Here is a 23,795-nt window from a genome sequence, read left to right on the forward strand (position 1 = left end):
GACGCACTAAGGTCGCCGCATGCCTCCTGCCCAATCTCCCAATCAACCCACCGATCCCCAGGCCGGTAACGCCAGCTTCCCCCTCGTTTTCCGTGGCTACGACCGGGCTCCGGTCGACGAGCGCCTCAACCAGCTCGCCGCGGAGATGAAGGAACTCTCCCAGGCCCGGGACGACGCCGTCTCCTCCGTCTCCGAACTGACCAAGGCGCTCAGCTACGCGCAGCAGGAGCTGACGGAGACGAAGGCCGCCCTTTCGCGGATGGCCAGCGATCCGTCGAGCGCCACCACGATGACCGAACGCGTGCGCAGCATGATGGCGCTCGCCGAGGAAGAAATCGCCGAGCTGCGGGAGCAGGCCGAACGGCAGGCCGCGGAGATCCGCGCCGGGGCTGACAAGTACGACCTCGACACGCGCAAGGCCACCGACCTGTGGGTCGCCGACCGCGAGGCCGAGATCGCGCAGCGCCGCGAGGCCCTGGAGGCCGAGTACCAGGGGCTGACCGAGAAGCTCCGCGCCGAGCACGAAGACCTGATGAACAGCGCCAAGGCGGAGATCGAGCGCCTCAACGCCGCCGCGCAGGCCGAGCGGGACCGCCTCGACGCCGAGTCGAACGAGCGCCGCGCCGAGGCCGAGCGCGAGGCCGAGGCCGAGCTGGCGAAGAAGATCGCCGCCGCCGAGGAAGCGCTGGACCATAAGGTGCGGACGACCGAGGAGGAGCTGGCGAGCAAGGTCGCCACCACCGAGGAAGCGCTGGCGAACAAGGTCGCCACCACCGAGGACGAACTGCTCACCAAGGTCCGCACCACCGAGGAAGCGCTCGCGAACAAGGTCAGCACGACCGAGGAGCAGCTGGCGAACAAGGTCACCAACACCGAGGAAGCGCTGGCCAACAAGGTTCGCACCACGGAGGAAGAGCTGGCGAACAAGGTCGCCCGCACCGAGGAGGAACTGGCCAACAAGGTCCGTACCACCGAGGAAGAGCTGGCGAACAAGGTCGTCACCACCGAGGAGCGGCTGGCCAAGCAGACCTCCGAAGCCGAGGAGCGCGCCGCCGTCCTGGTCGCCGACGCGGAGCGTCAGCTCGCCGAGGCGGAGACGAACCGTACGCAGGCGGCCGAGTACAAGGCGGAGGTCACCGCGCGGCTCACCGCCACCAACGAGGTGCTCCAGGAAGCGTTGAAGCGGCTGATCCCGGCCGACGACGACAGCAAGGTCCCGGCCTGATCGTCGGCCGATTCGGCCCGAATCAAGCTGATTTCACCGTTCCGCCAGTGTCCTCCTCCGCTCGCCGGAGGAGGACACTGGCATTCGGGGTGATTGCGTGCCTCGCCGCGCGCGCGGCCGCTAGGTTCTCGGTGTGACCGAGACCGACCGCACGAGCGAAACCGGCCGCACCGAAGCGTTCAGCGACGGCGTGTTCGCCATCGCCATCACGCTGCTCGTCCTGGAACTCAAGGTGCCCACCGTGCACGACGGCCAGTCGCTGTGGGCCGCACTGGGCGCGCAGTGGCCGTCGTACGCCGCATACGTGGTGAGTTTCCTTGTCATCGGCATCATGTGGGCCAACCACCACACGTTGTTCTCGTTCATCGCCCGGGTCGACCGGCTGCTGATGTTCCTCAACCTGATCCTGTTGCTGGTGCTGGCCGCGCTGCCCTGGCCCACCGCGCTGATGGCCGAATACCTGAACGAAGGCGGCGAAGCCTCGCATGTGGCCGCCGTGGTCTACAGCGGGTTCATGGTGGCGCAGGCATTGGCGTTCCAGGCGTTCTGGTGGCATGCGACCCGCACCGGTCGCCTTCTGCACGAGCACTACGACCACGAACTGGTCAAGCGCACCAGATCCCGTTTCGCACTCGGTTCCCTCGCGTATCCGGTGACGGTCGGGCTCGCCTTCGTCTCGGCACCGCTGACGCTGGCCGTGCACGGTCTGCTCGCCTTTTACTACGCGTTCAACCAATTGCGGGTGCCGAAAAGCCAGGGATGATTCGTCCGCGACCGGGTCGATAAGACGACAAGGCGTCGTGGCGCCTTTCGTGATCACGTGGTTCCAGCGTGCGAAACCAGCCCGTAACTCCCGCGCGATCCCGAGTTTCCGTAGACTTCGCCATTAATTCCCGTGCTGGCCGCTCTGATTCCGTAACAGAGCGGTCCAAAACGGACAAAGGTTACGCCCGAAATCGGGGATCGGAGCGTTTGATGGTGAATCGCATGCAATCGACAGGTGTGGGCACGACGCAACCGAAGCTGGACAGGTCGGTCGGCTTCTACGGATTGATGTTCGTTTCGCTCGGTTCGATCATCGGGTCGGGCTGGCTGCTGGGCGCCCTGACCGCGGCGAAGGTGGCCGGCCCGGCTTCGCTGGTCTCGTGGGTGCTGGCCGCGGTGATACTGGCGGCGCTGGCGCTGATCCACGCGGAACTGGGTGCGGCCTACCCGGTGGCCGGGGGCACCGCCCGGTTCCCGGCGCTGGCGTTCGGGGTGCTGGCGGGCTTCACCGGCGGCTGGGTGGCCTGGTTGCAGGCCGTGGCGATCGCGCCGATCGAAGTCGAGGCGAGTCTGGCCTATCTGGACAACATCGTCTGGGTGCGCGAGCACCTGAACCTGCTGCACGCGGACGGCACGCTGACGGTGAGCGGGTTCGCGTGGGCGAGCCTGCTGATGGCGCTGTTCACCGTGGTCAACATCGTCGGCGTGAAACTGCTTTCCGAGAGCAATTCGGTGACGGTGATCTGGAAGGCGCTGGTTCCGCTGGTGACCGTGGCCGTGCTGCTGTCACTGCGGTTCCACTCGGGCAACTTCACCGCCGGCGGCGGGTTCGCTCCCGCTGGTGCGCATGGCATCTTCGCCGCGTTGCCGCTCGGGGTGGTGTTCGCGCTGCAGGGTTTCGAGCAGGCGGTGCAGATGGGTGGCGAGGCCCGCAACCCGCAGCGGGACGTCTCGCGGGCGGTGATCACCGCGATGATCATCGGCACCGTGATCTACCTGCTGCTGGAGGTCGCGTTCATCGGCTCGCTGGATCCCGCCGCACTGCTGAAGGGTTGGAGCAACCCGATCGAAAAGGGCGCCTTCGGCCCTTACGCAACCCTGGCCGCACTCGCCGGTGCCGGTTGGCTTTCCTATGTCCTCTACGCGGATGCGTTCGTTTCGCCCGCGGGGACCGGCCTGGTGTACGTGGGGACGTCGTCGCGGTTGTCCTACGCGCTGGGGCGGGAGAACATGCTTCCGCGCGGGCTGGGGAAGCTCACGGTGCGCGGCGTTCCACTGTGGTCGATCCTCCTCTCGTTCGTGGTGGGGGAGATCGCGTTCCTGCCGTTCCCGAACTGGAAGTCGCTGGTCGAGGTGGTGACCTCGGCGACCGCCATCATGTACGCGTTCGCCCCGGTTTCCCTGGCGGCACTGCGCAAGCGGGACCCGGGGCGTCCGCGCCCGTACCGCCTGCCGGCGCCGAAGGTGCTGGCCCCGGCGGGCTTCGCGGCCGCCAACCTGGTCATCTACTGGACCGGGTTCGCGATCACCTGGAAGATCATGATCGCGATCGTGGCGGGTTTCGTGCTCTTCCTGATCGCCCGGCTGACCACACCGGAGGCGGAACGCCCGCCGCTGGCCCTGCGCTCGGCGGTGTGGATCGCGCCGTGGCTGGCGGGGGACACCCTGATCGGTTTCCTGGGCCGATACGGGGACGGCGGCAACCTGAACTGGCTGCCGGAATGGGTGGACCTTCTCGTGGTGGTCGTCTTCAGCCTGGTGATCTTCTACTGGGCGGTCGCTCTCGCGATGCCTGAGGAGCGCGTGAAGGCAGCCGTGGAGCGTGAGTCCGCCGAGCTAGCGCTCTAGCTGAATCGCAGGTGGTGTGGTCCTCCCGATTCCGCGTGACAGCCAGGGCGCGAGCTGGAGGATGCCGAACAGCGCCTCGACGGCGAAGAACAGCCACAGGAGCCGTGTGGTGTCGTGGGAAGCCGCGTATGCCTGCCACAGGGCGAACAGTGCGCGTGCGGTGCCGTCGAGCAGCCCGTAAACGGCGAGCGGCCGTGCGATCCGCAGGGCGGACCACACCACCACGATCGAGCCCATCAGGTTGGCGTACAGGGTTTGCATCGGATCAGCCGCCGGAAGGGCGCCAAGGCCGAGCATGCGGCCCAGTGCCGACAGGGCGTCGTGGAGCAGGAGGTACGTCCACGGCGTCACGAATCCCACCGTGACGACGAGGTCGTACCAGGCGCTCGCGCGGACGATGCGGCGGTATCCGGGACTGGCGAGACCGAGCACGGTGAAGCTCTCCTTTTGCTGCTGGCGAAAGTGACCAGCCGACGGTAAACAGTGGAGTGCACTCCAAGGTCAAGTCCAGCGAGAGCGGGATGTCATGCGAATCGGAGAACTGGCCGCACAAGCCGGTGTCAGCAAGGACGCGGTCCGCTTCTACGAGAAGATCGGGCTGCTGCAAGGGCGGCGGTTGGGCAATGGCTATCGGGATTTTCCGCCGGAGACGCTGGAGTGGCTCCGCTACATCCGCACCGCACAGGTGCTCGGGTTCTCGCTGTCCGAAATCGCGCGGCACGGTGCGCAGTTGCGCGACGCACCCGACTCGGCGGAGGCCTTGTCGGCCCTGTTCCGGGACAAGATCGAGGTCATCGACGCGCGAATGGGAGAACTCGCCGCGCTGCGGGCCGAGCTCGAAGCGCGCGTCGACACGGGATGTCCACTGCGGGCGGCCGTGAAGGCGTGAGCCGGCTCAGGGGACGAGGGCCAGCAGAGCATCCACTGTGGAATCCTTCGGGACGTACCGCAGCCGTGCGATCGCCAGGATCACCGCGGTGGCCCGGCACCACGCGCTGAGCCTGTCGGCCTCCACGGCGGGTAAGTCAGCCGCCACCATCCTCGCGCGAGCGTCCAGTGTGGTCACTTCCACCCGGTCGGCCGGGCCGGTGGGGCAGAGCACCCAGTCGATGAGGTCGGAGGCGGGGTCGCCGAGGCACGGACGCGGGTCGATGACCACCAGCCCGCGCTCCGGCCCGGCGTCCAGCACGTTGCCCGCGTGGAGATCGCCGTGCAGCAGCACCTTCTCGCCATCCTCGGCGAGGTCCAGCGCGGCCCGCCTGGACCGGCGGACGTGCTCCGCCGTGACGAACCGCGCGGCCTGCGAACCGGTCCGCCGCTTCTCGGCGAGCTGAAACAGGAAGTCCATGCGTTCGGCCAGCGAGGGAAAGTCTTTTCGCGCCAGCCGGAGGTGCAGCTGCGGCACCAGGATGGCGAGCTCGGCCAAGGTGATCTGCCGCCGTGAGTCCATCAAGGGGGTGCCGGGGCTCAACCCCTCCAGCAGCAACGCGCCGTGCTCGAGGTCGGCGTCGAGCAGCTTCACCACGCCCGGCGCGGAAGACCAGATCCTCAGCGCGGCGATCTCGGTGGCGGCCATTTCGGGCTCGGGCACCAGCTTCAGCACGGCGGAACGGCCGTCGGCGGTCCGGCAGCGAAGGGTTCGAGAGCTGTTGCCGCCGGGCAGGGCGGCTTCGACGGTAAACCCCCACCGTGCGCTCAGCAGGTCCACGAGGCCGGGAAGAGCATCGCACCAGGCGTCGGTCCCGTCCCCGAACCGCGCGGCCAGCCGCTGCCGGGTGGGGCCGTCCAGCACCAGCTCCGGGTCGATCATTCGGACCCTTCCCCGCGGGGTGCCTCCTGTTCGCTCGCGCCATTTTGCTCGGTCCACACCATCACCCAGTGGCAGACACCGAGCGGGCGCCCCGCCTCCGGATGCTGGCGCACGACCATTCCGTGCTCGGCCAGGAGCGGACGAGGATCATCACCAGGCCCGGCAGCCACTACCGGAACACCCGCACGTGCCGAGGCCGCCAGCGCCGAATCGGCCGTCAACCCGACCAATTTCGGCACCGGCTGCCGAGAGCCCCCGTAGCTCAGCTTCCGTGACACGTTGTCCTTGGCCATTCTCCGACGATAGCGTGATCCCCGACCGTCCGGCGGCGGAGCCTTTCGGCCGTGTCTCGACTGCTTCGTCCGCGCGCCCGTCGTGGAGAGGTAGGGGCAGCCCTACCGGGAAGAATCGGGTGTTCCGGCCTGTCCGCCAGGTTGTTCCTTCGTAGGGTCCACCGCATGAAGATCTTCACCCTTTCCCGGCGGGTGATCGCCGGCGTCACCGCGGGCGCGGTCGCCCTCGGCGCGCTGGTGGCCACGCAAGCCCCGGCCTCTGCCACCACCGATGGCAAGCGCGGCCAGTTGGTATCGACGCGATACATCAGCGGTCTTTCCACCTCTCAAACGAAAACCGCGCTCGACCAAGCCCACTTCGACTCGGACGCGGTCACCTACGGTGTGGACGCCTACCAACTCGTGTACAGCACGATCGACGCCACCGGCCAACCGACCACGGCCAGCGGCCTGCTCGTACTGCCCCGCAGCCGCGCTCGTACATTGTGGACGGTGTCCTTCGACCACGGCACCCAAAGCTACCGCCCGGACGCGCCGTCCATGATGCAGCCCGACGGCTTCGCATCCTCGCCTGCCATCACCTATGCCGCGGCCGGTTTCGCGGCCGTGGAACCCGACTACCTCGGTCTCGGCGTGGGCCCCGGTACCCACCCTTGGATGGATGTGCCCTCGGAAACCACCGCCTCGCTGGACATGTTGCGCGCCGCTCGCGCCTTCGTGCAGAGCACCGGCCGAAGGCTCGCCCCCCAGGTCATGATCACCGGCTTCTCCCAGGGCGCATCCGCCGCACTCGGCCTGGCCAGGGCCATCCAGTCCGGCGCCGATCACCGGTTCCGGGTCGCCGCGCTCGCCCCCATCAGCGGCGCGTACGACTTCCAGCACAGCGCACTCCCGGCCGCGTTCGACGGTCGGATTCCCGGGAAGATGGCCGTGGCCTACACCACCTACCTGCTGGTCGCCTGGAACCGGCTGCACCATCTCTACGCCACGCCGGGCGAGCTGTTCCAAGACCCCTACGCCGGCCGAGTCGAAGCCCTGTTCGACGGCAACACCCCGGGGGAGGACATGCTGGCCGCGTTGCCGGACACCGTCGGGCAACTCCTCACCGCTCGGGGTGTCGACCTGCTGCAGCACCCCACTGGCCCATTCCTCGCCGCGCTGCGCGTCGCCGACAGCGTCTGCACCGACTGGACGCCCCGCGTCCCCATGCGGCTGTACGAGGCCACCGACGACGAACAAGCCTTGACCACCAACACCGACAGTTGTCACGCGGCCCTGGCTGCCCGGGGCCTCGAGGTTCCGATCGTCAACCTCGGCACGCCCGACTACGACGGTTCACGGCATCTCGGCTCCGCCGTTGCCGGTACCGCGGCCACCGTGCGCTGGTTCGGCCAACTACACGAGCGGGGCTGAACTCGCGCCGGGAGGGCGTGTGGCTCACTCTCGTCGGGTGCTGCTGTTCGCACGCAGGTGTGCGGCCCAGATCTCGCTGTCGAGGAAGAACGTGTCGTAGCGCTCCTGGTGTGCGTCCAACGCGTCCGGGGCGGCATGACCGGTGCGGATGGCCTCCACGGTCCGCAGGTACTCGAACCGCTCCACGCCGGGGGTGATGACGATCAACACGTCGGCGTTGCGGTCCGCGGCGGCGGCGAACGCGTGGGCACTACCGGGTGGGACGACGACGAGATCGCCGGCGGCGGCACTGAGCACGGTTCGGTCGACGAGCACGTCGAGGGCGCCGTCGAGCACGAAGAACAGTTCGCTGCCACGGTCGTGCCGGTGCGGTCGGGCTCCGTTCGCGCCGCGGGGCAGCGTCACGCGGTGGCTGCTCAACGCGCCACCGGTGGCGCTGCTGTCCGCGAGCAGGTGGTGAGCGATCGCGGGAAGGTATTCGGCATCGTCGGCACGAACGACGACGGGCAGATAGGTCATGGCAAACCCCCTTGTCGGCACGGCTAGTTGACTAGAATGCTAGCATGCTCGCATGGCTGCCAGCGGTGTCAAACAGTTCAACGTCTATCTGCCGACCGAGCTCGTCCAAGAGGTCAAACACCACGCGGTCGACACCGAGCAGTCGCTGTCGGCGATCACCGCCGCCGCACTGCGCAGCTATCTGGACGCGGCCGCGAAGCGGTCGCACGAAGACGAGAAGGGGAATTGATGACGACCGAGGGCATCGAGGCCGTGTACCTGGAGACGCACAACTGGGGAAAGTCCGCCCGGTTCTTTCAGGCGTTGGGCTACACGCTCGACTTCGAGACCGACCACAACTCGGGGCTCCTGCGCAACGGGTCGGGACCGTACCTGTTCATCGCGGAAGTACCCGAGGAAGCCCCGGTCGGCATGCAGTTGGTGCTGCGCGCGTCCAAGACCTCGGACGACCTCGACCCCGTGGTCGAGGTCGTCTCCCCGTTCGAACGCACCCACCACGGCGCCGTCGAGATGACCGTGCGCGACCCTGACGGCCGCACCTGGACGGTGCAGGTCCCGGCGGAGGGGTGATCCCATGACGGAACCCGACAGCCGCGCGGACGCGCCCGCGGCACTGCGGCGATGGCTGCCGCTGGTGGCGATCTGCATCGGCTCGGCGATGCTGCTGATCGACGTGAGCATCGTGAACGTGGCTCTGCCGCAACTCACCAACGGGCTGGACGCGTCCATGTCGGCGTTGCAGTGGGTGATCGACGCCTATGCGCTGGCGCTGGCGGCGCTCCTGCTCGGAGTCGGCGCGCTGGCCGACATCGCCGGTCACCGCCGGACCTATCTCGCTGGGCTGGTCGTGTTCGCCACGGCATCTCTGGGCTGCGGACTGGCGCCCACGGTCGCCGTGCTGGACGTGGCCCGTGGCGTGCAGGGCGCGGGGGCCGCCGCGATGCTGGCCTGCACGACCGCACTGCTCAACAGCACCTACCGCGGTGCCGAGCGGGGTGTCGCGTTCGGACTGTGGGCCGCGGTGTCCAGCGCCGCGACCGCCGTCGGGCCCGTGCTCGGCGGGCTGCTGGTACAGACCGCGTCGTGGCGCTGGATCTTCATCGTCAACGTCCCGCTCAGCGTCGTCGCGATCACGCTGACCCTGCGCTTCGTGGCGGCCGACTCCTCGCGCGCCCGCCGAGCGGTCGACGTGCCCGGGATGCTGACGTTCACCACGTTCGCGGCCGCGCTCACGTATGCGTTGATCCACTTCGGTGAGCACGGCGCCGCGACAGCCACGACCTGGGCGTACGTCGGTGTCGCCGTCGTCGGCCTGGCCGCGTTCCTCGTGATCGAAACCCGCCGGGCGCGCACCGGGACGGCGATGTTCGACCTCGCCCTGTTCCGGCATCGCGTGTTCACCGCGGCCATGATCGCGTCAGCGGTCTCGACGCTGTGCGCGTTCGCCGCGCTGACCTACTCGACGATCTGGCTGCAGACCGTCGTCGGTCTCACGCCGATCGAGGCCGGGCTCACCGGACTTCCACTGGCCGCCGCGTCGTTCGTGGTATCCGTGTTGGTCGGCCCCCGCCTGCAACGTCGGCCGGGGTCGGTGATCGCGGTGGGGATGCTGCTGGTCGGCGCCGGTTCGCTGCTGGACGCCGGGTTGCTCACCGGCTCGGCGAGCTGGCCGCAGCTCATGCCGGGGACCGTGCTGACCGGGCTTGGCGCCGGTCTCGTGCTGCCCACCCTGACCGCCGCCGCCATGGGTGCGGTCGAACCCCGCTTCGGCGGGATGGCCGCGGGGGCGCTGAGCACGGTCCGGCAACTCGGCTTCGCCATCGGAATCGCCGCATTGGGCAGCCTCGTCACGGCGCGCGCGGCGGACCGGCTCGCCGCTGACGGGGTGACCGGCGCGGACGGGCTGGCCCGTGCCCTGGTCTCGGGCCAGGCACACTCGATAGCGCCCACTGCGCCGGTGTCGGAGCTTCACCTTGCGGCGCTCGACGGCCTCGACTCCGCGTTCCTGGTCGCGGGCGTCCTGGCCTTCGTGACGGCAGGCGTTGTCTACCTGCTTGCTCGCCCCCGGGACGAAACAGCCGATCCGCGCGCGAAGCCCGCACCCACCCCGACAGCTTCCTGACCCCGGCGCGAATGCGATCGACCCCCGGCGACCTTCACCGCCGCCACTCGACGGACCTCACCCGGTCGAGACACCGCGACCGGGCCGCGACCAGCCCCGACGTTCGCCCTCATCGATCAGCTCACGGCCGGCCGCCCACAAGGAAGCCGAGGCGTCCCCGATCACCGCCTTGCGTGCCCGGACGTCGTCCGCGGTCACCCCCGGCGTCCGCCACGTCCCACCGCGGGCCATCCAGTTCAGCAGCAGCGGCTCAAGACGGTCCATGGCCTTGGCGAAGCGGGCTTCCGGAGTCCGCCTCGCCTCGAACTCGTCCCACCGTGCCCGCAACCGTGTCGCCTGGTCCGCCGGCAACAACCCGAACAACGCCTCGGCGGCGACCACTTCGCGTTCGGCCTGATCGACGCCCATTTCCACGTCGTAGAGCGGCGTGTCCCCGGCATAGATCTCCACCAGGTCGTGCACCAGGACCAACTCGACCGTGCGGCCGACGTCGATCTCCTCGTCCGCGTGCTCGGCCAGGATCACGACCATCAACGCCAGATGCCAGGAATGCTCCGCGTCGTTCTCCCGCCGGTCCACGGCCGCGAGCGGCGACTGCCGCAAGACCGTTTTGAGCCGGTCGACCTCGATCAGGAAGGAGAGCTGTTGCCGCAACCTCGCGTCGATCGTTTCCGGCAACGGGTTCGTGTCGGCCAGCAGCCGCACAGTGTCAGAGTCCACGACCTCACTGTCGCATCCGTGCGGCGGAACCGCCCACGGATTTACGATCACGACACGCTCAGCCCCGCACCACGGCGGTCTCGTCAGCTTCTGCTTCGAAGATGAGTGTCCGGCCGCCCGAATTGCGGGCTACAGCCCCAACGGGTGGGCGGACAGCCAGTCCCGATGGCGTTCGCGCATCCGGTCGCGCTCGTCACGGTCGGCCAGCAGCACGTCGGCACCGCCGTCGTAGGGATGGTGGACCCGCCGCATCATCGCATCGATGATCATGACACCGGCCGTCCGATCGTCGGCGACCGCACGCAGCAGCACGTCCACGCAACCGACCTCCCAGCGGACCCGGCTGACGTAGAGGTGCGTGTACACCTCGTAGCCCGGGTCATCACACCTGCAGACCGAGGTCCAGAACCTGGCCCCAGGATGCCAGCGCTCGTGATCGGCCGGACGCGGATCCGGAACCGGGTGGTCGTTCCAGTCCGGGGTGATCACGTACACGTCCTGACCGGCGAACAGTTCTTCCAGCACCGTGTTGTATCGGGAGAGCACACCCACTGTTCCGGGAAGGCATGTGGGGCGCACCCAGGCCCAAGACTCTTCCCAGAGTTCGAGTAGATCCCGCTCATTCACCGCGTGACGATATCCGGCCGCTCACCAAGGCGGCCCACGCGTTCACCCTTTCAGAGACCGTGAATGCCGTTCGCCAGCCGCGCTGGTGCAACAGCTCTCCTACCTCGGATTCAGTAGCCACTGGTGTGAGGTTAGCTGTCCGATCAGGACGTTGGTGCGCCGGCGTTCCATGGCTTGGGCTGGCCGCTTCGGCGTCGAACCCTTCATGCGTAAGGTCGTGGCGGCGAAAGTCAGGCCATAAATCGGTGTCACAAACGCGTTCTTCTTTGCCGAATTTGGCTCTCTGGGATCAAGGGCGGCGCGCGTGCGCGCCGCGGCCGGTGGCCGCTCGGCCTGCCGCTCCGCTCCGGCCGGCGGCCCCGGCACACCGTGGGCCGTGGCCGTCGATTCCGGGGCGCACTCACCCTCAGCTAGCTCGTTCCGGGGCGCGGTCGCACTAGTTCTCCTCCGGTCCCAACTCGACGTCAAGTCGTGTCGGCCAATCGTCATACGCGAGCCCGCCGTCCACGAGCACGTCGCGCCAATCTCTCCAGGCCAACCGAGCTGCTTGGTCGAAGCGGTTCAGGTCGCCGCGTGCCATGAGCACCACGGCCGACAAGATCCGCTCGACCGCGCGGCTGTTCCGCGTGTCGGAGGGCGGAAGATCCAGGTCCGCGAGGATTTCCAGCACCAGATCGGCGTCTGCCCCAAAATCCGCCCGAATCCGGCGAGTGAGGCGCCCGGAAATATGAAGCACCCAGCCATCATCGTGCAGCAGGCCGCCCACCCCAGTCACGAAACAGACACAAGATCGACGGCCACCAGCACGCGACTGGACTTCGAACGGCCCCGGTCAACCACGGTCAACAGAGGTACCCGAGGCACACCCTCCAACGCAGGTCAACGGCGGTTTCCAGGCACATCACCCCTGGTTCCCAAGCTGAGAACGCACCCGGCCGTCTACAGGCCGTCAAACGTCGGGTAGGGGCGAGAACTCGCGAGAACTGCCAATCAGCAAACCCGCAGCTCAGAAGGGCACATGGATCTACAAACGCCAGCTAGCCAGGAACGGCCCGTCAGAACTGGTAGTACAAGAACGGGCTGAAGGTGCCGTTGGCGACGAGGATGGCGGCGTAGGCCAGGCCCGCGGTCATGATGCCGACGCGCAGGCCGGTGGCGGTGCGGCCGCGTGAGGACTCGAGCAGCGGGCCGGTGACCGGGTGTGCGGGCAGCAGCACGACGATCAGCGCGGCCAGCAGGATCACCAGCCGCTGGTTGGTGAGCGCCGCGTTCACGACGTCGGTGAGGCCGGAGAAGTCGGGCAGGAACAGGTGCCCGATCATGGTCAGCGCGTGGCCGATGTCGGGGGAGCGGAAGAACACCCAGCCGACCACGACGAGCACGAGGGTGAGGGCCCGGCGGGCGATCCGTGCGGGGCGGTGTGCGGGGGTCTCGTCGAGGCGGAAGGCGCGTTCGATGATCAGCAGCGCCCCGTGGTAGCAGCCCCACACCAGGAACGTCCAGTTCGCGCCGTGCCAGAAACCGGTCAGTACGAAGACGATGCACAGGTTGCGGTAGGTCTTCGCCGCGCCCCGCCGGTTGCCGCCGAGCGGGATGTAGACGTAGTCGCGGAACCAGCGGGACAGCGACATGTGCCAGCGGCGCCAGAATTCGGTGACGGTGACCGAAGAGTAGGGGCGGGCGAAGTTCTCCGGCAGCCGGAACCCGAGCATGCGGCCGAGGCCGATCGCCATGTCGGAGTAGCCGGAGAAGTCGAAATACAGCTGCAGCGTGTAACCCACGGCACCGAGCCAGGCGATGCCGAAGGACATGGTGCCGTTCGGGGTGCCGAAACACGCCTCGACCATCGGGTTCAGCGAGTCCGCGACGATCGTCTTCTTGCACAGGCCGAGCGCGAACCGGGGGAAACCGGCGGCGATGTCGTCGAGGCGGTGCGAACGCGTCTGGGGCAGTTGGTCGGCGATCTCCCGGTACCGCACGATCGGCCCGGCCACCAGCTGCGGGAACATCGCGATGTAGGTCACGAACGAAATGGGATTCCGCAACGCGGGCCGCTCACCCCGGTGGATGTCGACCACGTACGAAATGTGGTGGAACGTGAAGAACGAGATTCCGATCGGCAGCGCCAGGTGCACGACGGGAAAGTCGCCTCCGAACAGCTTCGCGAAGAAGTCCAGCTGTTCGGTGGCGAATCCGGCGTACTTCCAGATCACCAGTATCGCCACGTCGAAACAGATCACGGCGATCAGCAGCCTGCGTCGCCGGTTCGGCTTCATCCCCCAGGCGGTGGGCTCCAGTGCCCGGCCGGCCACGAAGTTCACCACCATGCAGGTGAGCAGCAGCAGGGTGAACGCCCCGGCCCCGCTGGCGTAGAAGAACAAGCTGGCCACCGCGATGATGCCGTTGCGCCACGTCCTGGGCAGCACCAGCAGAGCGAGCAGCAATGTCGGCATGAAATACCACAGGAAAAGTGGTGAAACGAACGACATCGGTGCGCGGGCCCCCCATCAGGATCAGCGCACTGACCTTAACCGACCGTGCCGCTGCCCCGGCCGGATATCGACAAGCCCGTGAGAACGGCCGGTGCCCGGGGTTTGCTGGGGCGACCGATGTTCGAGGCCGCCCCAGCGGATGTCCTAGACGCGACCCGACTGCCGCCGCCGCCGGGCGACCTCGGCGAGCAGGACGGCCGCGGCCACGGAGGCGTTGAGGGACTCGACACCGGCGGCCATCGGGATGGACACCGTCACGTCGCAGGTCTCCCGCACCAGCCGGGACAGGCCGCGGCCCTCGGAACCGACCACGATCACGAGCGGATCGGCGGCGAGGTTCAGGCCGTCGATGTCGACCGAACCGTCGGCGTCCAGCCCGGCGATCATCAGGCCGTCGTCCGCCCACGCCTTGAGCTGGCGGGTCAGGTTCGTGGCCACCGCGATCGGCAGCTTCGCCGCGGTGCCCGCGCTGGTCCGCCACGCCACCGCCGTGATGCCCGCGCTGCGGCGCGCGGGCAGCAGCACGCCGTGCGCGCCGAAGGCGGCCGCGGACCGCACCACCGCGCCGAGGTTGCGCGGGTCGGTCACGCCGTCCAGCGCCACCAGCAGCGGCGGCTCCCCGGAGTCGCGAGCGGTGGCGAGCAGGTCGTCGGGGTGCACGTACTCGAACGGCGGCACCTGCAGGCCGAGGCCCTGGTGCACGGCGCGGTTGGTCTTGCGGTCCAGCTCCTCGCGCGGGATCTCCAGGATCGAGATGCCGCGGTCGGCGGCGAGCTGCACGGCCTCGTTGACCCGGTCGTCCGCGTCGATGTTCAGCGCGACGAACAGGCTCGTGCCGGGCACACCGGCGCGCAGCGCCTCGACCACCGGGTTGCGCCCGGCGATCACCTCGGGGCCCTCGTTCTTGCGTTCCCGGCTCCGCTCGGCCTTGGCCGCCGCGGCGGCACGCCGCTGCGCGGGGTGGCCGGGGCGCATCTCGGCGCGCGGCGTCGGGCCCTTGCCTTCCAGCGCCTTGCGCCGCTGGCCGCCGGAACCCTTGACGGCACCCTTCTTCGAGCCGGGATTGCGGATCGCACCCCGGCGCTTCGAATTTCCAGCCATGATCTTCTAAGCGTCCTTTACGGTCCACAACGGACCATCTGGAGTGTCTTCGACCGTGATTCCGGCCTTGAGCAGCCGATCTCGCACCGCGTCGGCACGGGCGAAATCGCGTGCCGCGCGGGCTTGTTGGCGTTCGGCCAGCATGTTGTCGACCAGATCGGTCAGCGCCTGCCTGGCCGGTGTCTCGACGCCGGCGCCCTCCGCCCATTCGGGGGCGAGCGGGTCCAGGCCGAGCACACCCATCATGGCCCGCACCGAACCCGCGGCCGTCCGGGCGGCCTCGTCCTGCCCGGCGTCCAGTGCCGTGTTGCCCTCGCGGACCACGTTGTGCACGGCGGCGATCGCCGCCGGGGTGGCGAGATCGTCGTCCATCGCGGCCACGAACTCCGGCGCGAGTTCGCCGGGGCCGACCACACCCGACCGACCGCCCGCCCGCCGCAGGAACTGCTCGATCCGGCGGTAGCCCTGGGCGGCCTCGGAGAGGGCGCCGTCGGAGTACTCGATGGTCGAACGGTAGTGCGGCTGGATGAGGTAGTAGCGCAGTTCGGCGGCCCGGTAGTCGCGCAGCATCGCCTCGATGGAGACCACGTTGCCCAGTGACTTCGACATCTTCTCGCCGGAGAGGGTCACCCAGGCGTTGTGCAGCCAAAACCGGGCAAACGGGTCGCCCGCGGCCATCGACTGGGCCCGCTCGTTCTCGTGGTGCGGGAACACCAGGTCGACCCCGCCGCCGTGGATGTCGAACTCGGCGCCGAGGTACGCGGTCGCCATCGCGGAGCATTCGAGATGCCAGCCGGGGCGTCCGGGGCCCCAGGGCGTCGGCCAGGACGGCTCGCCCGGTTTCGCCCTCTTCCAGAGCGTGAAGTCGCGGGGGTCGCGCTTGCCTTCGCCGAGGCTCTCGCCCTGCTGGACCTCGTCGAGCTTCTGGCGGGACAGGGCGCCGTAACCGTCGAACGTGGCCACCGAGAAGTACACGTCGCCGCCGGCCGCGTAGGCGTGCCCGGCGTCGATGAGGCGCTGCATGAGCTCCACCATCTGACTGACGTGACCGGTGGCGCGCGGCGCGATCGACGGGGGGAGGCAGCCCAGCGCGGTGTAGGCGTCTTCGAAGGCACGCTCGTGCTGGAAGGCCCACTCCCACCACGGCCTGCCGTGGTCCGCGGCCTTGGCGAGGATCTTGTCGTCGATGTCGGTCACGTTGCGCACGAACAGCACGTCTAGTCCACTGTGGACGAGCCAGCGGCGCAGCACGTCGTAGTTCAGCGCGCCGCGGACGTGCCCGATGTGCGGGATGCCCTGCACGGTCGCCCCACACACGTACACGGACGCCGTTCCACTACGGGCGGGATGGAACTCCCGCACGCTCCTGGTCGCGGTGTCGTAGAGGTGAAGGGCCACCCTGAAATGGTACGGGGCTCGCCCGGAAGAGGCGTTACAGCACCCCGTGCCCGCGCAGAACGGTCAGCAGGCCGTCCACCCGCACGTCCGTCGGCGCCGGGTCGACCAGGGCGAAAGCACACCCCAGCTCCCGGGCCCCGCCGTCGGCCTCCTCGCTGTCCCCGATCATGAGGGCCTCGCCGGGGGCCACCCCGAGGCGGTCGAGCAGGATCTCGAAGATCACCGGATCGGGTTTGATCGCGCCCTCCTCGTAGGAGAGCACGAACTCGTCGACGTGCTGGTCGAGGCCGTGCGCACCGAACGCGGGGCGGATGTCGAAGGCGATGTTGCTGAGCACCCCGACCTTCGCGCCCCCGGCCGCGACGCCCTTCAGCGCGGCCGCCGTGTCCGGATAGGGCGTCCACTCGCCCGGGTCGACCAGCCGCCGGTACAGGGCCTCGGCCTGTTCGGGCCGGGACAGGCCCGACTTCCGGAGCACCTCGAGATAGATCTTGCGGTGCAGTTCCGGATCGAGGTCCCGGTTGTCCCAGGCGTGCTGGTATTCCTCGTCCAGTTCCACGACCGTGCCGCTCGGGGCGGTCATGCGGCGCATGAGCTCGGTCTGCGCCTCGAGGTCGAGCGGTTCACCATCGCCGTCGGTGAGATCGCTCAGCCAGGTCTCGTCCTGCTCCAGCCGGAACAGCGTGCCGGAAAAGTCGAACATCACGGCTCGAATCGCCACGGCCCCAGGTTATCGGGGAACGAGGTGCCGGGGGTGGCCGAAGTGATGTTCGGCTCGTCGCACGGTCAGCGATCACAGGTAGTCGAAGAAGCGGATCCACCAGGTCGCTAAGCGTCCGCGGGGAGCAGGAGGGCGGTGGCGATCGCGGCCACACCTTCCCCGCGGCCGGTGAGCCCCAGGCCGTCGGTGGTGGTGCCGCTCACGCTGACCGGCCCGCCCGCCGCCTCGCTCAGCACCGCCTGAGCTTCCGTGCGCCGGGTGCCGACCCGGGGTGCGTTGCCGATGACCTGGACCGAGGCGTTGCCGAGCCGCCAGCCCTCGGCCGTGATCAGCCGCCGGGTCTCGGCCAGGAACTCGCCGCCGTGCGCGCCCGACCAGCGCGGATCGCTCGTGCCGAACACCGCGCCGAGATCGCCGAGCCCGGCCGCCGACAGCATCGCGTCACAGAGCGCATGGGCGACCACGTCCCCGTCCGAGTGCCCGGCGCATCCGGGCACTCCCTCCCAGTACAGCCCGGCGATCCAGCATTCCCGGCCCTCTTCGACGGGATGCACGTCCACCCCGGTGCCGACCCTCAAGCTCGCTCCTCGAGTAGTAACGCTTCCGCGACCGCCAGATCGAACGGCGTCGCGAGCCGGATCGCATGGGGATGCCCGGCGACGGTCCGCACGGTAGCGGGTGGGTCGGCCAGGGGATCGAGGCCGCGCTCGCACGCGTCGCGGAGCACGGATTCGGTGAAACCGAAGGGGGTCTGCACCGTGCGCAGGCGCGAGCGGTCCTCCGTCGCGACGACCACGCCCTCGCCGTCGACGAGTTTGACGGTGTCTGTGACGGGTAACACGGGGGCGGCTGCCTCCGCCCCTCGCAAGACCGCCTCGACCACCGTGCGCACGGTGGCGGGCGGGACGAACGGCCTGGCCGCGTCGTGCACCAGGATGGCGTCGTGGGGTACGCCCCCGGCGTCGAACGCGTCGAGGGCGTCCAAGGCGAGCCGGATCGATTCGGCGCGGTCGGCGCCACAGGGAAATACCCGGCACCGCTGCCGGGCGCCGGGTATCTTCCCCACGATCTCGGAGCAGGCTTCGAGCCCGCGCGCCGAGGCGGCGACGACCACGCGATCCACGCAACCCGCTTCGAACAGACCCCGCAGGGTGTGCGCGAGTAGTGGCTCGCCATGGACGCGGACAAGGATGTCCGGCCCCTCGGTATCGGAGATGACTAGTGCGGCGATCTTCGTCATGGTCACCGGTGAACCTACGGGCTCGTGCACCGGGTCACCCACGCGGCCACCCTGCCGAGTGCGCCCGGACACGAGCCGTGCGCGGCAGGGTGGGGGGTGACGCTAAACCGCCGCGGTTTCCAGGACCTCGTCGAGGAGCGTCTCCGCCTTGCCCTCGTCGGTGCCCTCGGCGAGGGCAAGTTCACTCACCAGGATCTGCCGGGCCTTGGCCAGCATCCGCTTCTCACCAGCGGAAAGGCCACGGTCCTTCTCTCGCCGCCAGAGGTCGCGCACCACTTCGGCCACCTTGTTCACATCGCCCGAGGCGAGTTTCTCGAGGTTGGCCTTGTACCGACGAGACCAGTTCGTGGGCTCTTCGGTGTGGGGAGCACGCAGCACGTCGAAAACACGGTTCAGGCCATCCTGGCCGACGACGTCCCGGACACCGACGATCTCGGCGTTATCCGCGGGAACGCGAACCGTAAGATCCCCTTGCGCGACCTTGAGGACGAGGTACTGCCTCTCCTCGCCCTTGATCACGCGGGTCTCGATGGCTTCGATGAGTGCGGCACCGTGGTGCGGGTAGACGACGGTCTCTCCGACCTTGAAAACCATGTGTCCTCTGCCCCTTTCGCTGCCTCCATGGTAGCACGTTGCGAGGGAACCCACCTAGTGGGCTGAGATCGTCCTCGCAGGTCAGGGCCCTGCCGGGAGGGTCGAGGGGGTTGACAAATCCATTTTTGGCGTGCTCATGCAGGTCCTCCGCCGATTGCCCGGGAGTCCACTGTGGACGGCTCCGGGGCCACAATGCCACCGGGTGCCGGGGCGCGTTCGGCACCGGGTTACTCTGCCCACTGGTAAGGCGGGCTCTAGGAGGGACTGAAGACCGTGAGGCTGCAGAATCGTCGTGTGCTCACCACGGGTGTGCTGGGCGCGGGTGCCGCCCTGGTGCTCGCCGGGTGCGGTGCGGGTCAGATCACTCAGACCGACACCATGCCGCCCGCGGTCAACGGCGCCTCCGTCAAGGCCGGCGCGATCTCCGTGCGCAACGCCGCCGTCGTGAACAACAACCAGTGCCTGCAGGCCTACGCCTCCGGCGACAGCGCGCCGCTGACACTGACCATCGCCAACGACGGCAACCAGGCCGACGAGCTCCTCTCCGTCAGCTCGACCGGTGCCTCCGGGGCGACCGTCGCGGGTGACAAGACGATCGCCGGCGTGAGCCGCGTCGTGGTCGGCCCGGCGAACCAGGCCGAGTCCGCCGCCGCCGCGAGCGCCACCCCCAGCACCGCGCCCGGCGTCGGCAGCGCGTCGATCGTGCTGCAGGGCCTGAAGGCGCCGCTGTGGCCGGGCCAGCTGATCCCGGTCACCTTCACCTTCCGCAACGCCGGGGCGGTGAACGCCGATCTGCCGATCGCCGCCCCCACCAAGACCCTCACCTGCGAGACCACGGTCGAGAAGCCCCGCGGCTGACGGGGCCGGGGCGGCCACGGAAACTGTCGGTGGCTGCCGCTAACGTCTCCAGCCGTGGTCAAGAAGGGCATCAGCTACCGCTGCGCCGAATGCGGGTACGAGGCCGCGAAATGGGTCGGACGGTGCCCGGAGTGCCAGGCATGGGGCACCGTCGAGGAACGGGGCGACGCGCGCCCGGCGATCGCCAGGGTCGCCGCGGGGGCGCCCAGTGCCCCGGCCAGGCCGATCGCGCAGGTCGATCTCGAGGCGGCCAGAGCCCGGCCCACCGGCGTGTCCGAACTCGACCGGGTGCTGGGCGGCGGACTGGTGCCCGGAGCCGTCGTCCTGCTGGCGGGTGAGCCCGGGGTCGGCAAGTCCACCCTGCTGCTCGAAGTGGCCTACCAGTGGGCCGCGGGCGAGCGGGGCGCGGCGCTGTACGTGACGGGCGAGGAGTCCGCGGGCCAGGTCCGGCTGCGTGCCGAGCGCACCGGGAACCTGCATGAACAGATGTTCCTGGCCGCCGAGAGCGATCTTTCGGCCATCCTCGGCCACGTTGACGCGGTGCGGCCGGGGGTGCTGATCGTCGACTCCGTGCAGACCATGGCCTCTCCGCAGGCCGAGGGTGCGCCCGGCGGGGTCACCCAGGTCCGCGCGGTGACCGCGGGCCTGGTCGCGCTCGCCAAGGAACGCAACCTCCCGATCGTCCTCGTCGGCCACGTCACCAAGGACGGGTCCGTGGCGGGCCCGCGCGTGCTGGAGCACCTCGTCGACGTGGTCCTGCACTTCGAGGGCGATCGGCATTCCACCCTGCGCCTGATCCGCGGGGTGAAGAACCGGTTCGGCGCGGCCGACGAGATCGGCTGCTTCGAGTTGCGTGACGACGGCATCGTGGGCGTCCCCGATCCGTCGGGCCTGTTCCTGAACCGGCATGCCGAAGCCGTCCCGGGAACGGCCGTCACGGTGACCGTGGAGGGCAAACGGCCACTGCTGTGCGAAGTGCAGGCCCTGGTGTCCAAGAGCAGCCTGCCGCAGCCGAGGCGGGCGGTGAGCGGCCTGGACGCGGCGCGGGTCGGCATGGTGCTGGCGGTACTGGAGAAGCGCGCCGGAGTGCGGTTCGGCGAGCAGGACGTCTACGCCGCGACGGTCGGCGGGATGAAGGTGACCGAGCCCGCCGTCGATCTGGCGGTGATCCTCGCCATCTCGTCCTCGCTGAGCGACGTGGCGCTTTCGCCGCGACTGGTCGCGGTCGGGGAGGTCGGGCTCGCGGGCGAAATCCGGCGGGTCACCGGGGTCGGGCGCAGGCTGGCGGAGGCGGCCCGGCTCGGGTTCACCCACGCCATCGTCCCGCCGGATCCGGGCAAGCTGCCCGACGGCATCCGGGTGCTCGAGGTGGGCAACGTCGCCGACGCGCTCCACGCCGCGCACCGGGCCTGAGCCGGCTGTGCTCCGGGAGTGTCATCCCGGAGCACAGCGCACAGCTCCCGGTCGCTGTCCTGCCTACTGCTGGGCCAGGAGTTTGGCGCAGCGGATCAGGCCGATGTGGGAGTAGGCCTGGGGGTGGTTGCCCAGGGATCGTTCGGCGATCGGGTCGTACTGTTCGGGCAGCAGCCCAGTGGGGCCGGCCGCGTCCACCATCTGTTCGAACAGTTCCTCGGCCTCGGTGCGCCGTCCGGTGAGCAGGTAGGCCTCGATGAGCCACGCCGCGCACAGGTGGAAGCCACCCTCGTCGCCGGGCAGCCCGTCGTCGCGCCGGTAGCGGTACACGGTCGACCCGCTGCGCAGTTCGGCTTCGATCGCGGTCACGGTGGACTGGAACCGGTCGTCGGAGGGGTCGAGCAGCCCCGTGAGCCCGACGAACAGCGAGGCCGCGTCGAGGTCGGTGCCGTCGTAGGCGGTGGTGAAGGCCTGCACCTCCTCGTTCCAGCCGTTCTCGAGCACGTCTCGGGCGATCGTGTCGCGCAGTCCGTGCCAGCCTTCCGGGATTTCACGCTCGTAGATCTCGCCGAGCTTGATCGCCCGGTCGATGGTCACCCAGCACATGACGCGCGAGTACACCCGGTGCCGGGGGACGTGCCGCTCCTCCCAGATGCCGTGGTCGGCCTCGTACCACCGGCGCGTGACCGCTTCGGCCATCGCGCGGACCAGTTCCCAGTCCTGGTCCCGGAGGTCGCCTCGTACCTCGGCCACCGAGCAGACCAGTTCGACGACGGGGCCGAACACGTCCAGCTGTACCTGGTGGTTGGCGAGGTTGCCCACCCGGACGGGGCGGGAACCGGCGTAGCCGGGCAGCGTGTCGATGACGGCTTCGGCGCCGAGCGGGGTGCCCGCCAGCGTGTACAGCGGGTGCAGGCGCTCGGGCCCGGCGAGGGTGCCGAGCACGCCGTGCAGCCACTGCAGGTAGCCGTCGGCCTCGGTGAGGGAGCCCAGACCGACCAGCTCGCGCACGGTCATCGCGGCGTCGCGGATCCAGCAGTACCGGTAGTCCCAGTTGCGGACCCCGCCGATCTCCTCGGGCAGCGAGGAGGTGGCCGCGGCCAGCACGCCACCGGTGTCGCTGTTGCACAGCCCGCGCAGTGTCAGCGCGGAGCGCAGCACCAGATCGGCCTCCACACCGGGCAGTTTCAGCCCGGCGGCCCATTCGCTCCAGTACCTGCCCGCCCTGGCCCGCCGGTCCACTTCGGACAGCTCGTGCGGATGCAGGTCGTCGGTGCCGCAGCGGAGTTCGAGCACCACCGGCGAATCGGCGGTCGGCTGCACGACGGCGGTGGCGGTGTCGTGGAGACCGTCGTTGCTGATCTCCCATTCCACGCCGGGAGCCCGCAGGACATACGGTTCCGAGGTGCCCATGACGCGCAGGCCGTCGGCCTCGCGCACCAGGTTCACCGGGACCGCGCCGAACTCCGGCCGTGGCGCGAACACCACCGAGGCCATCGCCGTTCCGGAGATCACCCGGACCAGATCGGTGCGGTGGGCGGGTCCGTGCGGTTCCAGGTAGTCGGTGACCAGCAGGCGGGACCAGCGGGTCTCGACGGTCATGGTGTTGGGCAGGTAGCGCTGGCCGAGGGGCAGGCCGCCCTTGTACGGGCCGATCGAGAAGTGCCCGGCGGCGGTGCCGCCCAGCAGGTCGGCGAACACCGCGGGCGCGTCCGGCCCGGGATGGCACAGCCAGGTGAGCCGCGCGTCGGGGGTGATCAGCGCGACGGACCGTTCGTTGGCGAGCAGGGACAGCCGCTCGATGGGCGGGGCCTGCTCGCCATAGAGCCAGTTGCGCCGCTCTTCGAGCAGGAACGCCAACACGGTGGCGACGTCCTCGGTGCCATCCACGCGGTAGTCCGCCAGGGACTCCCCGTCGCCGACCTTGATGCCGAGGTCGGGACCGGACAGCCGCGCGAACACCTTCTCGTCGGTCACGTCGTCGCCGAGGAACACCGCCGCGGTCGCCCCGACCTGGTGGCGCAGCGTGTCCAGCGCCTTGCCCTTGTCGGTCTGCACGACGGCGAGTTCGACGACCTCCTTGCCGTCGGTGGTGGAGACACCGGCCCACCGGCACGGTCCATTGTGGACCTCGTCGAGGATGCGGCGCGCGTCCTCGCGATCGGCGCGGCGGACGTGCACCGCGATGCTGGCCGGTTTGACCTCCAGCTGCGCGCCGGGCACGTCCCGCACCAGCTCTTCGAGCTCGTGCTCGAGACGGCGGTGCAGATCGCGGGCTTCGGCGTCGAGCGCGTGCACGAAACCGAGATCGAATTCGGAACCATGGCTGCCGACCAGGTGCACTTCGGACGGAAGACGGGACAGGATCGCCAGATCCCGCAGCGCCCGCCCGGAAATCACCGCCGTGGTGGTCTCATGCAGTCCGGCCAGCGAACGGAGCGCACCCACCGACTCGGGCAGCGGGCGCGCCTCGTCCGGGTTGGTCACGATCGGAGCCAGCGTCCCGTCGTAGTCGCACGCGACCAACAGTCGCGGCGTGCGGGCGATCTGCACGATCGCGCGACGCAGCTCGGCGGGCAGGGACTCGGCGGTCAACACTCCTCCTTAAGGAGCTCAAGCGTCAATGAGGGACAGTC

General features: G+C 69.2%; 25 protein-coding genes. 10 read left to right on the forward strand and 15 right to left on the reverse strand.

Annotated features, from left to right (window positions below):
- The first annotated feature begins 19 nt into the window (after positions 1-19).
- From ORV05_RS35755 to ORV05_RS35765, 3 genes are all read left to right on the forward strand, one after another.
- The gene (locus tag ORV05_RS35755) at positions 20-1,225 is read left to right on the forward strand and encodes a hypothetical protein (protein ID WP_268756277.1); all 1,206 of its coding nucleotides are present in this window, start codon (positions 20-22) and stop codon (positions 1,223-1,225) included.
- Between the two features lie 133 nt (positions 1,226-1,358).
- Positions 1,359-1,988 (forward strand): TMEM175 family protein, encoded by a 630-nt coding sequence (locus ORV05_RS35760; RefSeq protein WP_268756278.1) that lies wholly within the window; start codon positions 1,359-1,361, stop codon positions 1,986-1,988.
- 224 nt (positions 1,989-2,212) lie between these two features.
- Positions 2,213-3,838, forward strand: coding sequence for an APC family permease (locus tag ORV05_RS35765; RefSeq protein WP_268756279.1), 1,626 nt, complete (start codon positions 2,213-2,215; stop codon positions 3,836-3,838).
- Here ORV05_RS35765 and ORV05_RS35770 read toward each other — a convergent pair.
- Positions 3,827-4,270, reverse strand: coding sequence for a hypothetical protein (locus ORV05_RS35770; RefSeq protein WP_268756280.1), 444 nt, complete (start codon positions 4,268-4,270; stop codon positions 3,827-3,829). The two genes, ORV05_RS35765 and ORV05_RS35770, sit on opposite strands and share 12 nt — an antisense overlap.
- 94 nt (positions 4,271-4,364) lie before the next feature.
- Here ORV05_RS35770 and ORV05_RS35775 point away from each other — a divergent pair, with 94 nt between their 5' ends.
- A complete protein-coding gene (locus ORV05_RS35775; protein WP_268756281.1) occupies positions 4,365-4,727 on the forward strand; it encodes a MerR family transcriptional regulator in 363 nt (120 codons plus the stop codon).
- A gap of 6 nt (positions 4,728-4,733) precedes the next feature.
- On the opposite strand, the gene ORV05_RS35780 is transcribed toward ORV05_RS35775, so the two are convergent.
- Both ORV05_RS35780 and ORV05_RS35785 read right to left on the reverse strand, forming a co-directional pair.
- The gene (locus tag ORV05_RS35780) at positions 4,734-5,648 is read right to left on the reverse strand and encodes an aminoglycoside phosphotransferase family protein (protein WP_268756282.1); all 915 of its coding nucleotides are present in this window, start codon (positions 5,646-5,648) and stop codon (positions 4,734-4,736) included.
- Positions 5,645-5,941, reverse strand: a complete 297-nt coding sequence (locus ORV05_RS35785) for a PASTA domain-containing protein (RefSeq protein ID WP_268756283.1) — start codon at positions 5,939-5,941, stop codon at positions 5,645-5,647. The genes ORV05_RS35780 and ORV05_RS35785 overlap by 4 nt, the downstream gene beginning before the upstream one ends.
- A 165-nt stretch (positions 5,942-6,106) precedes the next feature.
- On the opposite strand from ORV05_RS35785, the gene ORV05_RS35790 reads away from it, so the two are divergent.
- The gene (locus tag ORV05_RS35790) at positions 6,107-7,354 is read left to right on the forward strand and encodes an alpha/beta hydrolase (RefSeq protein ID WP_268756284.1); all 1,248 of its coding nucleotides are present in this window, start codon (positions 6,107-6,109) and stop codon (positions 7,352-7,354) included.
- 24 nt (positions 7,355-7,378) lie between these two features.
- On the opposite strand, the gene ORV05_RS35795 is transcribed toward ORV05_RS35790, so the two are convergent.
- Positions 7,379-7,873, reverse strand: a complete 495-nt coding sequence (locus tag ORV05_RS35795) for a cupin domain-containing protein (RefSeq protein WP_144586810.1) — start codon at positions 7,871-7,873, stop codon at positions 7,379-7,381.
- Positions 7,874-7,925: 52 nt separating this feature from the next.
- Here ORV05_RS35795 and ORV05_RS35800 point away from each other — a divergent pair, with 52 nt between their 5' ends.
- From ORV05_RS35800 to ORV05_RS35810, 3 genes are read left to right on the forward strand one after another with little or no spacing between them, the layout of a single operon-like run.
- Positions 7,926-8,102, forward strand: a complete 177-nt coding sequence (locus ORV05_RS35800; protein WP_268756285.1) for a CopG family transcriptional regulator — start codon at positions 7,926-7,928, stop codon at positions 8,100-8,102.
- Positions 8,102-8,443, forward strand: a complete 342-nt coding sequence (locus ORV05_RS35805; RefSeq protein ID WP_268756286.1) for a VOC family protein — start codon at positions 8,102-8,104, stop codon at positions 8,441-8,443. The genes ORV05_RS35800 and ORV05_RS35805 overlap by 1 nt, the downstream gene beginning before the upstream one ends.
- Positions 8,444-8,447: 4 nt before the next feature.
- Positions 8,448-9,995: an MFS transporter gene (locus tag ORV05_RS35810; RefSeq protein WP_268756287.1), complete on the forward strand. Its 1,548-nt coding sequence runs from the start codon at positions 8,448-8,450 to the stop codon at positions 9,993-9,995.
- 57 nt (positions 9,996-10,052) lie between these two features.
- Here ORV05_RS35810 and ORV05_RS35815 read toward each other — a convergent pair whose 3' ends face one another.
- The 10 genes from ORV05_RS35815 to ORV05_RS35860 form a co-directional block, all read right to left on the reverse strand.
- Complete coding sequence (locus ORV05_RS35815) at positions 10,053-10,715, reverse strand: HD domain-containing protein (RefSeq protein ID WP_268756288.1); 663 nt, start codon at positions 10,713-10,715, stop codon at positions 10,053-10,055.
- Between the two features lie 129 nt (positions 10,716-10,844).
- Positions 10,845-11,261, reverse strand: a complete 417-nt coding sequence (locus ORV05_RS35820) for a DUF3885 domain-containing protein (protein WP_268756289.1) — start codon at positions 11,259-11,261, stop codon at positions 10,845-10,847.
- Positions 11,262-11,778: 517 nt separating this feature from the next.
- The gene (locus ORV05_RS35825) at positions 11,779-12,108 is read right to left on the reverse strand and encodes a hypothetical protein (RefSeq protein WP_268756290.1); all 330 of its coding nucleotides are present in this window, start codon (positions 12,106-12,108) and stop codon (positions 11,779-11,781) included.
- 289 nt (positions 12,109-12,397) lie between these two features.
- Positions 12,398-13,831, reverse strand: a complete 1,434-nt coding sequence (locus ORV05_RS35830) for an MBOAT family O-acyltransferase (RefSeq protein WP_268756291.1) — start codon at positions 13,829-13,831, stop codon at positions 12,398-12,400.
- Between the two features lie 147 nt (positions 13,832-13,978).
- Positions 13,979-14,935, reverse strand: a complete 957-nt coding sequence (gene rlmB, locus ORV05_RS35835) for a 23S rRNA (guanosine(2251)-2'-O)-methyltransferase RlmB (protein WP_268756292.1) — start codon at positions 14,933-14,935, stop codon at positions 13,979-13,981.
- A gap of 6 nt (positions 14,936-14,941) precedes the next feature.
- Positions 14,942-16,333, reverse strand: coding sequence for a cysteine--tRNA ligase (gene cysS / locus ORV05_RS35840; protein ID WP_268756293.1), 1,392 nt, complete (start codon positions 16,331-16,333; stop codon positions 14,942-14,944).
- A gap of 34 nt (positions 16,334-16,367) precedes the next feature.
- Positions 16,368-17,054, reverse strand: a complete 687-nt coding sequence (locus ORV05_RS35845) for an HAD family hydrolase (RefSeq protein ID WP_268756294.1) — start codon at positions 17,052-17,054, stop codon at positions 16,368-16,370.
- Between the two features lie 107 nt (positions 17,055-17,161).
- The gene (ispF, locus tag ORV05_RS35850) at positions 17,162-17,632 is read right to left on the reverse strand and encodes a 2-C-methyl-D-erythritol 2,4-cyclodiphosphate synthase (RefSeq protein WP_268756295.1); all 471 of its coding nucleotides are present in this window, start codon (positions 17,630-17,632) and stop codon (positions 17,162-17,164) included.
- A complete protein-coding gene (locus ORV05_RS35855) occupies positions 17,629-18,294 on the reverse strand; it encodes an IspD/TarI family cytidylyltransferase (protein WP_268756296.1) in 666 nt (221 codons plus the stop codon). Before ORV05_RS35855 ends, ispF begins: the two co-directional genes overlap by 4 nt.
- 102 nt (positions 18,295-18,396) lie before the next feature.
- Positions 18,397-18,888 carry a CarD family transcriptional regulator gene (locus ORV05_RS35860; RefSeq protein ID WP_144586914.1) on the reverse strand — a complete coding sequence of 164 codons (492 nt, stop codon included), beginning with the start codon at positions 18,886-18,888 and terminating at the stop codon, positions 18,397-18,399.
- Positions 18,889-19,182: 294 nt separating this feature from the next.
- Between ORV05_RS35860 and ORV05_RS35865 the strand changes: the two genes are divergently transcribed.
- Both ORV05_RS35865 and radA read left to right on the forward strand, forming a co-directional pair.
- Positions 19,183-19,746, forward strand: a complete 564-nt coding sequence (locus ORV05_RS35865) for a copper chaperone PCu(A)C (protein WP_268756297.1) — start codon at positions 19,183-19,185, stop codon at positions 19,744-19,746.
- Positions 19,747-19,800: 54 nt separating this feature from the next.
- Positions 19,801-21,159 carry a DNA repair protein RadA gene (gene radA / locus ORV05_RS35870; RefSeq protein ID WP_144586912.1) on the forward strand — a complete coding sequence of 453 codons (1,359 nt, stop codon included), beginning with the start codon at positions 19,801-19,803 and terminating at the stop codon, positions 21,157-21,159.
- 63 nt (positions 21,160-21,222) lie between these two features.
- Here the strand turns inward: radA and otsB are convergent, their stop codons facing one another.
- Positions 21,223-23,754 (reverse strand): trehalose-phosphatase, encoded by a 2,532-nt coding sequence (gene otsB / locus ORV05_RS35875; RefSeq protein WP_268756298.1) that lies wholly within the window; start codon positions 23,752-23,754, stop codon positions 21,223-21,225.
- Between the last annotated feature and the right edge of the window lie 41 nt (positions 23,755-23,795).

The sequence above is a fragment of the Amycolatopsis cynarae genome (assembly GCF_026802195.1).
In the GTDB taxonomy this organism is placed as follows: Bacteria; Actinomycetota; Actinomycetes; order Mycobacteriales; family Pseudonocardiaceae; genus Amycolatopsis_E; species Amycolatopsis_E rhizosphaerae.